At 63.3% G+C, this 12,075-nt stretch carries 12 protein-coding genes; 7 read left to right on the forward strand and 5 right to left on the reverse strand.

The window, feature by feature from the left end:
- Nucleotides 1-442 precede the first annotated feature (442 nt).
- Entirely contained in the window at nt 443-1,894 is a 1,452-nt protein-coding gene (locus tag AC0L2H_RS08925) for a DEAD/DEAH box helicase (protein ID WP_473589849.1), read from the forward strand.
- A gap of 89 nt (nt 1,895-1,983) precedes the next feature.
- Here the strand turns inward: AC0L2H_RS08925 and AC0L2H_RS08930 are convergent, their stop codons facing one another.
- A complete protein-coding gene (locus AC0L2H_RS08930) occupies nt 1,984-2,958 on the reverse strand; it encodes an alpha/beta hydrolase (protein ID WP_473589850.1) in 975 nt (324 codons plus the stop codon).
- Between the two features lie 72 nt (nt 2,959-3,030).
- A complete protein-coding gene (locus AC0L2H_RS08935; protein WP_473589851.1) occupies nt 3,031-3,852 on the reverse strand; it encodes an SDR family oxidoreductase in 822 nt (273 codons plus the stop codon).
- Between the two features lie 216 nt (nt 3,853-4,068).
- On the opposite strand from AC0L2H_RS08935, the gene AC0L2H_RS08940 reads away from it, so the two are divergent.
- The 6 genes from AC0L2H_RS08940 (at nt 4,069) to dapB (ending at nt 8,916) form a co-directional block, all read left to right on the forward strand.
- Nucleotides 4,069-5,103: a cysteine synthase A gene (locus AC0L2H_RS08940; protein WP_473589852.1), complete on the forward strand. Its 1,035-nt coding sequence runs from the start codon at nt 4,069-4,071 to the stop codon at nt 5,101-5,103.
- The gene (locus tag AC0L2H_RS08945; RefSeq protein ID WP_473589853.1) at nt 5,103-5,846 is read left to right on the forward strand and encodes an alanyl-tRNA editing protein; all 744 of its coding nucleotides are present in this window, start codon (nt 5,103-5,105) and stop codon (nt 5,844-5,846) included. Before AC0L2H_RS08940 ends, AC0L2H_RS08945 begins: the two co-directional genes overlap by 1 nt.
- Nucleotides 5,847-5,889: 43 nt before the next feature.
- The gene (gene sseA, locus AC0L2H_RS08950; protein WP_473589854.1) at nt 5,890-6,756 is read left to right on the forward strand and encodes a 3-mercaptopyruvate sulfurtransferase; all 867 of its coding nucleotides are present in this window, start codon (nt 5,890-5,892) and stop codon (nt 6,754-6,756) included.
- 5 nt (nt 6,757-6,761) lie between these two features.
- On the forward strand, nt 6,762-7,325 hold the full coding sequence (locus tag AC0L2H_RS08955; RefSeq protein WP_473589855.1) for a GNAT family N-acetyltransferase: 564 nt from the start codon (nt 6,762-6,764) through the stop codon (nt 7,323-7,325).
- A gap of 96 nt (nt 7,326-7,421) precedes the next feature.
- The gene (locus AC0L2H_RS08960; RefSeq protein WP_107647876.1) at nt 7,422-7,979 is read left to right on the forward strand and encodes an OmpA family protein; all 558 of its coding nucleotides are present in this window, start codon (nt 7,422-7,424) and stop codon (nt 7,977-7,979) included.
- A 130-nt stretch (nt 7,980-8,109) separates the two neighbouring features.
- Complete coding sequence (gene dapB / locus AC0L2H_RS08965; RefSeq protein ID WP_473589856.1) at nt 8,110-8,916, forward strand: 4-hydroxy-tetrahydrodipicolinate reductase; 807 nt, start codon at nt 8,110-8,112, stop codon at nt 8,914-8,916.
- A gap of 39 nt (nt 8,917-8,955) precedes the next feature.
- Here dapB and AC0L2H_RS08970 read toward each other — a convergent pair whose 3' ends face one another.
- The 3 genes from AC0L2H_RS08970 to AC0L2H_RS08980 form a co-directional block, all read right to left on the reverse strand.
- The gene (locus tag AC0L2H_RS08970) at nt 8,956-9,711 is read right to left on the reverse strand and encodes an ATP-binding cassette domain-containing protein (protein WP_473589857.1); all 756 of its coding nucleotides are present in this window, start codon (nt 9,709-9,711) and stop codon (nt 8,956-8,958) included.
- The gene (locus AC0L2H_RS08975) at nt 9,704-10,765 is read right to left on the reverse strand and encodes an ABC transporter permease subunit (protein ID WP_473589858.1); all 1,062 of its coding nucleotides are present in this window, start codon (nt 10,763-10,765) and stop codon (nt 9,704-9,706) included. The genes AC0L2H_RS08970 and AC0L2H_RS08975 overlap by 8 nt, the downstream gene beginning before the upstream one ends.
- A gap of 105 nt (nt 10,766-10,870) precedes the next feature.
- Entirely contained in the window at nt 10,871-11,851 is a 981-nt protein-coding gene (locus tag AC0L2H_RS08980; RefSeq protein ID WP_473589859.1) for an ABC transporter substrate-binding protein, read from the reverse strand.
- Nucleotides 11,852-12,075 lie beyond the last annotated feature (224 nt).

Raw genomic sequence — 12,075 nt, forward strand, 5'->3', positions numbered from 1 at the left:
CTCGTGAGCTGGTAATTTCCGGCACACCTTTCGTCGTGGCGTATCGGGTGAAGGACACTTCTGTTCGTCCAGCATGGGGCAAGAGAGTGGCCGGACGACGTTTGAGCACGGCAGCTCATCTTGACTGGTTTTATTGCACTGCAACATGACGCCCCTTGCATTGCGCGGCGAACTAGGCCATATGCAGCGGCATAGGCGCTTGGGCCGGGCAAGATCCGGCCTTCTCGACGAATGAGACTGGTTGCGTCTGTTTTCCCTCTTTCCCGTTGATCGGCAAGGTGGCGAAAAAGCCCCGTGGCATGATGCCTGCGGGCACGACAGCGCAGCCGAGTGGACGTTTACGTCCGCCCGCCTTGTCGTTTCATATCAATTTTTTCGACGGCAGGTTGCGCCCTGCCGCCATCGATGTTTGCGGCTACAGGCCGCGTGAAAGAAGACTATTTTGACCAACGAAAACACCCTTGCCGGTAACACCATCTCGACCGGCAGCACTGCGGAACTCACAGGTTTCGCAGCCCTTGGAATTACCGGCGCGCTGCTCAAGGCGACCCATGGCGCCGGCTTCACCGAGCCGAAGCCGATCCAGATGCAGGCGATCCCGCCGCAGATGGAAGGCCGTGACATATTCGGCATCGCCCAGACCGGCTCCGGCAAGACAGCGGCCTTCGCGCTGCCGATCCTGTCGAAGATCATCGCGCTCGGCACCAAGCGCCGTGCGAAGACCACACGTGCCCTGATCCTGGCGCCGACGCGCGAGCTTGCCGTGCAGATCGAGGACACCATCAAGATCCTCGCAAAGGGCGCGCATGTCTCGACGGCGCTGGTGCTTGGCGGCGTCTCGCGCTTCAGCCAGGTGAAGAAGGTTGCGCCCGGCGTCGATATCCTGATCGCCACGCCCGGCCGCCTGACCGACCTGGTGCGCGAGGGGGACCTCATCCTCTCCGACACCAAATGGCTGGTGCTGGACGAGGGCGACCGCATGCTCGACATGGGCTTCATCAACGACGTCAAGCGCATCGCCAAGGCGACCGCGCCCGACCGTCAGACGGTGCTGTTCTCTGCGACCATGCCGAATGAAATCGCCGAGCTGGCGAAGGGCCTGCTGAAGAACCCGATCCGCGTCGAAGTCGCGCCGCAAAGCACCGCGGCGGCCGAGATCGTGCAGGGCGTCGTCTTTGCCCGCACCAAGCAGAAGCGCCAGGTGCTGTCGACGATGCTCGCCGACGACGCAATGAAGTCCGTCATCATCTTTTCGCGCACCAAGCATGGCGCCGACAGGGTGACCAAGGACCTCGAGCGCGACGGCTTCAAGGCCGCCGTCATCCACGGCAACAAGTCGCAGAACGCCCGCCAGAAGGCACTGAACGATTTCCGCGATGGTTCGGTGCGCATTCTTGTCGCCACCGATATCGCGGCGCGTGGCATCGACGTGCCCGGCATCAGCCATGTGGTGAATTTCGACCTGCCCGATGAGGCGGAGAGCTATGTCCACCGCATCGGCCGCACCGGCCGCAACGGCATGGATGGCATTGCGATCACGCTTTGCGATCCTTCCGAAAACAGCAAGCTGCGCCAGGTCGAGCGTATCATCCGCACCAAGCTGCCTGTCGTTGCCGACCATCTCGGCAGCCCGGATCCGCAGCGCAATCCGGCCGAAAAGAACGAGCGCTTCGAGCCGGCGAGCAGCCGCCCCGACCACAATGGCCGTCGCGACGGCAGGCGGCCCGGTGGTGGCAACAACGGCTTCGGCAAGAAGCGGTTCGGCGATAAGCCGGCCGGCGATCGGCCGTTCGCGGCCAAGCCGCAAGGCGACCGCCCGGAAGGCCGCAAGCCGTTCAAGGGAAACAACAAGCGCCGCTTTGGCGGCAAGCGGCCGGCGACGCACGCTGCCTGATGAGTGCCACTTCGGCGGATTGAGCCCGGCTTGATCGCTGATAAATGAAAAAGGGCGATCGGAGCAATGCTCTGATCGCCCTTTCGTTTCTACTGCACCACGGCCTCCACCCACACCACGATCCGCTGCGCCAGGAAAGCCGTGGTCGACGGCGACAGCGCGTCGCCGGCAATGACGTGGTTGTCCTTGTCGCCGGTGTCGTCCACGGGCACCAGCTCGTGTGCCGCACCCCAGCGCCCGGCGATTTCGCGGATGCGGTCGGGCCGCACCACGGCGTCCGAATCCGAAAAGATGAACAAGGCAGGGATGGTCGCCTTCTCCACCGGCGCGCCATAGGCGAGTTCCGTCAGCGCCGCCATCGGCAGCGTCGCCGCCGTCGGATACCGGTGTGTCCAGAATTTCGCGTGCAAGGCATTGCGCGTCTCAAAGCTGCGTTGCTTGCCGATGACCAGTTCGGCGATCTGTTTGCCCCATGGCTTGGTGAGCAGCTCGGCGCCGGAAGCCTTCACGCCGAAATTCGGCGAGATGAACGCGATCGCCGCAACGCCGTCCGAAGCGCAGGGCTGCGTTGCCGCCCACGCCGCCAGCGAGCCGCCTGTCGAGGTGCCGATGACGATTACCTTCTCGCCGATCGCCCGGCCTATGGCGAGCGCTTCCTCGTAGTCGTTGATCCAGGCGTTGACGCTGCCTTCAGCCATCGCGGCGCCGTCCTGCCCATGGCCGGTGAGGCGGGTGTAGAAGAGGTTGGCGTCGAGCTGGTCGGCGACCTCGTCAGGCAGCGGACGGACCTCGCCCTTCGACGCCGAAAATCCGTGGATGTAGACGATCGAAAGCTTCGTCCTGGCGTGAACCATCGGGTTTGCCCAGATGATTTCCTTCTCCAGCCCGTCGCGGATATCAGGCGCGGCGGCTTCCTGGCGCGCCAGATAGGCCTGCGGATCGTCGCCGATCACCGAAGGATCGAAACGGATCGTGGTGTCGACCGGCACACGCGGGCCAAGCACGACGGCCAGGACAAGGATGACGACAAGACCCAGCACCGCGAGCACGATCCGCCGCCCCATCGCAGACTCCAAACAACAATTCTCAACCTATGGCCGCGGTTGCAACCAGGCAACTCGTACGCTGTGGACAGTTTATTCGTTCGGCGGCTTGCGGTCGAAATTCAGCGGCCGTGACTTCCAGCGCGTCGCCGTTTTGATGACCCACCGGCAGACCGGTCTCGGCAGGATGCTGAGCAGCTTCAGCCCCCAGCTCAAGCGGCGCGGGAAGGTGACTTCGAAGCCGCCGGACTTGATGCCGCGCGCCATGCGCCGCGAGGCGCGGTTCACGGGCATCAGCCCCGGCATCGGCAGCAGGTTCTTCTCGGTCAGCGGCGTGTCGACAAAGCCCGGGTTTATCACCTGGACGCGGACGTTCATCTTGTCGAAGTCATATTTGAGCGATTCCGCCAATATGTTGATCGCCGCCTTGGTGCCGCCATAGGCCGCCGTGGTCGGCCAACCGAAATAGGCGGTAACCGAACCGACCAGCACGATGTGGCCGCGCCCACGCACGCGCATGCGTTCGACGACCGGCACCAGGCCGTTGATGATGCCGAAATAATTGACCTCGAAGGACAGGCGAAACCCACGCACGGTAAGATCCTCGCCCGGCGTCGCGATGTAGTTCCCGGCATTGAAGACGGCGAGCACGATCGGGCCGAGATCCTTCTCGATAGCCGCGACCGTCCTTGCCATGCGCTTCTCGTCGGTGACGTCGCAAGGGTAGGCGGTGACGCGGCCCGGCATCTGCGCCGTCTCGACAACAAGCGTGTCGATCGGATCGTCGTCGAGCGACGACACCGCGACGGCATAGCCCTGGGCTGCGAGATCCTTGGCCAGTGAGCGGCCGATGCCGCTGCTGCCGCCGGTGATCCAGGCGACGCCGTGCTTCGGGTTGGCCCGGTAAAGTGTCATGCCGTGTCCCGCGACTCTTTCTTAGCTTGTGCTCTAGCGACGAAGAAATCGAATGAAAAGAGTGCTTTTCCAGACAAGGTTTAAATGGATGCCCGAGCGCGGTATCCGGTTTGAGGGAATTGCAGTGCCCGAAATGCGACTGGACCAGATGAAATCTTGCCTTGAAACCGAAGCGGTGGGTTTCTAGGGTCTCGCCGCACGCATAAGGGAACCTATATGCCACGTTCTGTAATTGAAGCGATCGGCAACACGCCCCTGATCCGCCTCAACAAGGCCTCGGAAGCAACCGGCTGCGAGATTCTGGGCAAGGCCGAATTCATGAACCCGGGCCAGTCGGTCAAGGACCGCGCCGGCCTGTTCATCATCCGAGACGCCGAGCAGCGTGGGCTTTTGAAACCGGGCGGCGTCATCGTCGAGGGGACGGCCGGCAACACCGGCATCGGCTTGACGCTGGTCGCCAAGGCGCTTGGCTACCGCACCGTGATCGTCATTCCCGACACGCAGAGCCAGGAGAAGAAGGACACGATCAAACTGCTCGGCGCCGAACTGATCGAGGTGCCCGCGGTTCCCTACAGGAACCCCAACAATTATGTGAAACTGTCGGGCCGCCTGGCCGAACAGATGGCCCGGTCCGAGCCGAATGGTGCGATCTGGGCCAACCAGTTCGACAACGTCGCCAACCGCGACGGCCACATCCGTACCACCGCACAGGAGATCTGGGCCCAGACCGGCGGCAAGGTCGATGGTTTCGTGTCCGCCGTTGGGTCCGGCGGCACGCTGGCCGGCGTCGCCATCGGGCTGAAGGCCAAGAGCAAGGACATCAAGGTCGCGCTCGCCGATCCGCTGGGCGCCGCGCTCTACAGTTTCTATACCAGCGGCGAATTGAAATCCGAGGGCAGCTCGATCACCGAAGGCATCGGGCAGGGGCGGATCACCGCCAACCTCGAGGGTTTCACGCCGGATTTTTCTTTCCAGATTCCCGACGAGGAAGCGCTGCCGATCGTCTTCGACCTGATCCAGGAGGAGGGGCTCTGCGTCGGCGGCTCGACCGGCATCAACATTGCCGGCGCGATCCGGCTGGCGCGGGAGCTGGGTCCCGGCCACACCATCGTGACCGTGCTCTGCGACTACGGCACACGCTATCAGTCGAAGCTGTTCAACCCGCAGTTCCTGCGCGAAAAGCAGCTGCCGGTGCCAGGCTGGATGGAAGAGAAAGCCGAGATTTCGGTGCCGTTCGAAAAGGTCGCGTGATGTCCTATAAGACGCAGGCGCTGTTTCGCGACGATGCTTATCTGCGCACCGCCGACGCCACGATAGTCGCCGTCAACGAGCGCGGCGGCGTCATTCTCGACCGCACCATCTTTTATGCCACGTCGGGCGGGCAACCGGGTGATACGGGTGCGCTCGAGCGCGCCGACGGCAGCGTGATCGCGATTGCCGCCACCATCACCGGCGAGACCAAGGACGAGATCATCCATGTGCCGGCGCCCGACCAGCCGGTTCCGTCCGTCGGCGAACGGGTCAAGCTCGCCATCGACTGGCAGCGGCGGCATCTTTTGATGCGCATGCACGCGGCCTGCCACCTGCTGACCGTCGTCTGCCCGTTCCCGATCACGGGTGCCGCGGTTTCCGAGGACGACAGCCGCGTCGACTTCGATATCCCGGATGCCGGCTTCACCAAGGAAGACGTGACGGCAAAGGTGATGGAACTGGTGCGGGCTGACCATCCGATCTTTGTCAGGCTGATATCGGACGAGGAACTGGCGGCCAACCCTGGCCTGGTCAAATCCAAGAATGTGCGACCGCCCGTCGGCACCGGCCAAATCCGCCTGGTCTGCATCGGCGACAACGCCTCGATCGACAGCCAGCCTTGCGGCGGCACCCATGTGAAGAGTACCGGTGAAGTCGGCGAGATCCATATCGGCAAGATCGAGAAGAAGGGCCGCGAGAACCGGCGCTTTCGCATACGCTTTGGACCGATGCCGGCAGCTTGATAAAATACAGAAGCTCCGCCTAGGGCGAAGCGGGAGAACGAAAATGGCCGAAGACAGCCCTTTCACCGTCGATGCAGACTGGTTGCAGGCGCGCCTCGGCGAACCGGGCCTGACCATCGTCGATGCGTCCTGGTATCTGCTAGCGCAAGGCAGGGACGCGCGCGCCGAATATGAGGCGGCGCATATTCCGGGCGCCCGCTTCCTTGATCAGGATGCGATATCGGACCCTAATTCGGCCTTACCGCACACGCTGCCTTCGCCGCAGCATTTCGCCCAATATGTCGGCGCGATGGGCATTTCGGCGGACGACACCATTATCGTCTATGACGGTCCGGGCTTCTTCTCAGCGCCGCGCGCCTGGTGGATGTTCCGCGTCATGGGCGTGTTCCAAGTCTACATACTGGACGGCGGCTTCGACCATTGGAAAGCGGCGGGACGACCGGTGACGGCGGAGCCGACGAAGACAGCGCCTTGCGTGTTTCACGCCGACTTCGATGCCAAGCGTGTCGCCAGCCTTGCCGATATGCGCCGCATCGTCGAGACGAAGGAGAGCCAGATCGCCGATGCGCGCTCCGCTGGCCGGTTTGCCGGCACGGAGCCGGAACCTCGCGCAGGCATCCGCTCCGGTCATATGCCTGGAGCGAACAATCTGCCGTCATCGGTGCTCGCCGAGAACGGCGAACTGTTGTCGAAGGATCGTTTGCGCAAGGTGATCGAGGGCGCCGGAATCGATCTGTCGAAGCCGGTCGTCACCTCTTGCGGTTCAGGCATCACCGCGGCTGCGATCACGCTGGCGCTGGAGACGCTTGGCCACACCGACAACAGGCTTTACGACGGTTCATGGACGGAGTGGGGCGGACTTTCCGACACGCCTGTCGTGACGGGCCCCGCCTTGACGGGCAAGGAATGACGGCCATGGAAAACGGAGTGGTGGAAGACATCGACGTCACGGTGACGTTTCTCGAAATGCATGTACCGCCGGCCTACTCGCCGCCGGTGCCGTACAACCGCCAGATCGCGCTGCTGAAAACCAAGAACATTCCGCTGCACTTCTATCGCTATCTGATGGATCGGGTGGGACGCAAATGGCACTGGGTCAATGTTCTCAGGCTGAACGACGAAGAGCTTTCGGCGGGCATCCATCGCGAGGACCGCGACATCAGGGTGCTTTATCTCGACGGCGCGCCGGCCGGCTTCTTCGACCTCAAGCCGCATCTGCCGGAAGAAGTGGAGCTAGCCTATTTCGGCATGATGGAACATGCGACCGGACAAGGCATCGGCCGCTGGTTCCTGGGGGCGGCGATCGCCGCCGCCTGGTCGCACGGGCCGAAGCGGGTGACGGTACAGACCTGTACGCTCGACCATCCGGCGGCATTGCCGCTCTATCAGAAACTCGGCTTCGCGCCGGTGGCGCAGAAGAAAGAGATCGTGCATCCGATGGCTTTCGCCGAGCGCTCGGCCAGCGTCATGCGGCCCTGAAAACTGAACCTTTCGTTCATCGAGGCTTCAGACTGCCTCTGGCATCTTGTCGGCACCATCAATGCGGCCATCAGAGCAGGGCCGAAGGAGAAAGACATGCTGACCAGACGCACCTTTGCCGCCGTGCTGATTGCGGCGCTTGCCATGCCGACCCTTGCCGCCGCCCAGGCTACCACGCCTTCGGCCGCCACGATCGAGCGGCAACTCGAAGCGGCGCCCAAGGTGAAGCTGCGCCCGAACCAGCGCGTCACCATCCGCGAATTCAAGCGCCGGCCGGATCTGCGGCGCATGGCCCGCTCGATCGACATCCAGTCGATCAATTTCGCCTTCGGCTCGGCGGCCATTTCCGAGTCGCAATACGGCAAGATCGAAAACATCGCCGACGCACTGCGGCGCATCCTGCGGCGTGACCGCGGCGCCCGCATTCTGATCGAGGGTCATACGGACGCCGTCGGTTCCTTCCAGTCGAACCAGATCCTGTCGGAGCAGCGTGCCGCCTCGCTGAAGCGCACGCTGGTGCGCGAATTCGGCGTGCCAGGCCATGCGCTCGAAACCGTCGGCTATGGCGAGGAGTTCCTGCTGGTGCAGACGCAGAACGAGAACTGGCGCAATCGCCGGGTGACGCTGCGCCGCTTCGACGATTTCATAAGATAACGCTGTTTGAACCGGCCATCCGACTGCCTGCGCGGTGTCTGGATCAACACTCAAGAAAGAGCCTGGCTTGAATGAGCCGGGCTCTTTCCATATCGCTGGTCGTTTCAAGTCGCGATTGGAGGACCAGGCGATGACGATACGAGTGGTGATGGCCGGGGCGACCGGCTGGGTCGGCAAGGCGCTGGTGCCGGCGATCTCGGCGCAAGGTGACATGAATTTGGCCGGAGCGGTTTCGCGCAGCGGTGCGGGGCAGGATGCCGGCCTGCTGGTTGGCCTGCCGGCTAATGACGTGATTGTTTCCGGCTCGCTGGCGGAGGCGCTGGAGAGGCCGTCCGACGTGCTGGTCGACTATACCAAACCGCATGTGGTGAAGGATCATGCGCTGCTGGCGATCGAAAAGGGGCGCCATGTGGTGATCGGCACATCGGGGCTTGGGGCCGCCGACTATGCCGAAATCGATGCCGCGGCGCGCGCCAACCGGGTCGGTGTGATCGCCGCCGGCAATTTTTCGATCACCGCCACGCTGATGAAGCGTTTTGCCCTGATGGCGGCGAAATATGTGCCCGATGTCGAGGTCATCGACTATGCCAGCGCCAAGAAGCCCGACGCCCCGTCCGGCACGGCGCGCGAGCTTGCCGAGGCGCTGGCGGATGTCCGCAAGGCTTCGACGGCAAGACCAGTCTCAGAAGTGACGGGCGTGCCCGGAACACGCGGCGCTGCGGTTGGCGCGGGCGAGGGGGTGCAGGTGCATGCGCTTCGCCTGCCGTCCTACATCCTGTCCTGCGAGGCGCTGTTCGGCCTGCCCGATGAGCGGCTCACCATTCGCCACGACGCCGGCTCGTCCGCGGCACCTTACGTGGCCGGCACGCTTCTCGCCATTCGGCGCGTGCGGGAAGTCACCGGGCTGGTGCGCGGTCTCGATGCGCTAATGGACTAGTCCTAGACTAGCATCGTGCGCAGTGGTCGGTGGCCCCAGCTACCCGCCAACCATCAGCTTGACGACTTCATCATGGTTGGTTTCGGAGATCTTGCGCTCGCCGGCCTGGACGCCGCGCCGCAGCACGACGATGCGGTCGGACACGGCGAAGATATCCTGCAGATTGTGCGAGATGAAGATCACGCCGCGCCCTTGCGCCTTGAGCTGGTGGATGAGCGAAATGACCTTGCGCTGTTCGGGCACCCCAAGGGCGGCGGTCGGTTCGTCCATGATCAGGATCTGCGCGTCCCAATAGACGGCCCGGCCGATGGCGACAGCCTGCCGTTGGCCCCCGGAGAAATTGCTGACCGGGGCATCCAGCCGGCTGACATGGAAGTCCAGCCGCCCCATGGTCTGCTTGGCGGCGACGGCCATGGCCTTGCGATCAAGCACCGGCAGGAAGCCGAAAGCCTTGCGCATCGGTTCACGGCCCAGGAAGATATTGGCGCCGATCGACAAATTGTCGGCGAGCGCGAGATCCTGGTAGATCGTCTCGATGCCTTTTTCGCGCGCCTCCTGCGGCGTCGCGAAGGTTACCGGCTGTCCCCTGAGCAGGATCTCGCCGGCCGTTGGCTGAAACACCCCCGATATCGCCTTGATCAACGTGGTCTTGCCGGCGCCGTTGTCGCCCGCCAGGGCCACCACTTCGCCCGGCCGCACGGCCATCGAGAAATCATTGAGCGCCTGGACGGCACCAAAATGCTTGGAAAGGTGTCGGACTTCGAGAAGCGGTATGGTTTGTTCGGAACTATTCATCCTGGCGAGCTCCACTGAACCGGCGCTGCGCCTGGTCGATAAGGACGGAGATGATGATGACGAGGCCGACGGCGATGAACTGCCAGAACGGCTCGACATTGACGAAAACCAGCCCGTACTGGATGACCGCGATCACCAATGCGCCGGCGACCGTGCCGAAGATCGTACCGGAGCCGCCGAACAGGCTGGCGCCGCCGATCACCACGGCCGCGACGCTGTCGAGCAGCAAGGGTTCGCCGGCCTGGGCAGCGCCGGCGGTGAAGCGCGCAGCGTAGAGCGCACCACCGAGGCCGGCACACATCGCCGAAAGCACGTAGAGACGCAGTATGTGTCTCCTGATGTCGATACCGGCGCGGCGCGCCGCCTGCACATTGGCGCCGATGGCGTAATTGTGCTGGCCGAACCGGGTCTGGCTCAGGATGTAGTGCATCACGACGACGAAGATTGCGGTGATCATCACAAGATAGGGTATCCCATGGAACTTGCCGTTGCCGAGCAGCGCGAACCAGGAATTCTGGACCGGCACCGTCGTGCCGCCGGCAAGGAGATAGGCAGCGCCACGCGCCACGCCGAACATGCCGAGCGTGCCGATGAAGGGTGGAATTCTCAGCCGCGAGATCAGCAGGCCGTTGATGATGCCCGGCACGCCGGCAACGAGCACGGCAGCCAGAATACCTGACAGCATTGCCAGCGGCAGCGGAATTGCCGCTCCCGCCATATTCGTGGCGTGGGCGGCAACGACGGCGGCAAGGCCCATGATGAAGCCCAGCGAGAGGTCGATGCCTCCCGAAATGATGACGAAGGTCTGTCCGGTCGCAAGCAGCAACGGCGCCACCGCGAATATCGCTATGGACTGCAGGTTGAACGGGTTGAGCACGAATGTCGCGCCGAAGTCGAGCCTCGACCAGACCTCGAAACAGATGATCAGGCCGGCGAGAAACAGCCAGGCGCGCGCCTCGGCGATGCGCCCGATCCAGGTCTTGGCCGGATCACCGTGATCCGCCTGAGGAGCGACATGCGCTTCGCTTTGCTGAGTTGGCGATGTTGAAGTCATGAATGGTTCCGATCCGCGGCATGGCCTCCGTCGAGCAGGGGTCCCAAGGACACCCGGCGTAGGTCTCCTCCCGCCAGGCGGGAAGGAGACCCAACGCGCCTGGACTCATTCGGAGTAGAGATACTTCGAGATGTTCGGATCCGCGATGTTGGACTTGTCCATGATCGTGAAGCCGGTGCCGATCGCAACCGGGATCGACTGGCCGGTCAGGTGGGCGTAGGCCGAAACGACACCGAAATAACCGATCTCGGCGGGATGCTGGGCAATCGCCACGTCGACCAGGCCGGTGTTGATGTTGTCGACGATGCTGGTCGGCGCGTCGAACGCCACGACCTTGACGGTGCCGGTCTGCCCAGCTTGCTGGACGCCATTCGCCGCGCCGAGCGCCGAGAACAGGTTTGCGCCGAACACGCCAACGAGGTCGGAATTGCGCGCGAACACAGCCTGCAGTTGCGAGGCGGCCTTGTTGGCGTCGTTGTCGTTGAACTGGGTCTCGAGAACGGTGATCCCGGGATGGTTGGCCGCCATCTCCTTCTTGAAGCCCTCTTCACGCTGATCGGTGGTCGAAATGCCGGGCTTGACGTTCGAAACGTAGACCTTGCCCTTGTCGCCTATCGCCTTGGCCAATGCCCGAGCGGCAATCTCGCCGCCCAAAATGTTGTCCGAAGCGATATAGGACAGCGGGAAATCCGCCTCGCCGGCGCCGGTCTGGTAAACACCGCTGCCGATGAAAGTGTCGACGGTGATGACCGGGATGCCGGCGTCATTGGCCTTGCGCAGCGGCTCGACCAATTGGACCTTGTCGGTCGGCGCGATCAGGATGGCGTCCGGCTTCTTGGCGATGACCGCGTCAAGCACGGGTACCTGGGTTACCGGATTGAAGTCCGGGGCGCCCTGGAAAACAAGGTCCACGCCAAGCGCGTCGGCTGCCGCCTGGGCGCCTTTGCGCATGGTGATATAGAAACCATCGGTCGTGAGGCCGGGGATAAGTGCAATGGTGAACTTCTTGTCCTGCGCCAGCGCGGGCGCGACCAGCGCCGTTGCGCTGATGGCGAGAGCCGCGAGCGCGGCAACAATCTTCTTCATGACATCCTCCTCATTGTTGGCAGATTTGCCGTTGCAAGTGACATTGGAATGGCCGTCAATCGTTCAGGCATAAGGTGCCCGACGGCCGGGAAACGCCTGTGCTGTCGCGGGCAGCTTCCTCCCAAGCGCCCTCCGGTCGATATGTCAGCCGGTCGAACCCGACCGGAACAAGAGCCGCGGCTCCCTTTTACTCGCCTCCGCAAGTCTCTGGGAACTGCGTCGCC

This window comes from Mesorhizobium sp. WSM4871 (assembly GCF_055811295.1).

Coding starts and splice junctions, on each gene's coding strand:
- AC0L2H_RS08930 (WP_473589850.1), bottom strand. CDS start 2,958: ATGGGGCGGCGGATCGTGCTCGCGGTGCTGGGTCTTGTCGTCATCCTT.
- AC0L2H_RS08935 (WP_473589851.1), bottom strand. CDS start 3,852: ATGACACTTTACCGGGCCAACCCGAAGCACGGCGTCGCCTGGATCACC.
- AC0L2H_RS08940 (WP_473589852.1), top strand. CDS start 4,069: ATGCCACGTTCTGTAATTGAAGCGATCGGCAACACGCCCCTGATCCGC.
- AC0L2H_RS08945 (WP_473589853.1), top strand. CDS start 5,103: ATGTCCTATAAGACGCAGGCGCTGTTTCGCGACGATGCTTATCTGCGC.
- sseA (WP_473589854.1), top strand. CDS start 5,890: ATGGCCGAAGACAGCCCTTTCACCGTCGATGCAGACTGGTTGCAGGCG.
- AC0L2H_RS08955 (WP_473589855.1), top strand. CDS start 6,762: ATGGAAAACGGAGTGGTGGAAGACATCGACGTCACGGTGACGTTTCTC.
- AC0L2H_RS08960 (WP_107647876.1), top strand. CDS start 7,422: ATGCTGACCAGACGCACCTTTGCCGCCGTGCTGATTGCGGCGCTTGCC.
- dapB (WP_473589856.1), top strand. CDS start 8,110: ATGACGATACGAGTGGTGATGGCCGGGGCGACCGGCTGGGTCGGCAAG.
- AC0L2H_RS08970 (WP_473589857.1), bottom strand. CDS start 9,711: ATGAATAGTTCCGAACAAACCATACCGCTTCTCGAAGTCCGACACCTT.
- AC0L2H_RS08975 (WP_473589858.1), bottom strand. CDS start 10,765: ATGACTTCAACATCGCCAACTCAGCAAAGCGAAGCGCATGTCGCTCCT.
- AC0L2H_RS08980 (WP_473589859.1), bottom strand. CDS start 11,851: ATGAAGAAGATTGTTGCCGCGCTCGCGGCTCTCGCCATCAGCGCAACG.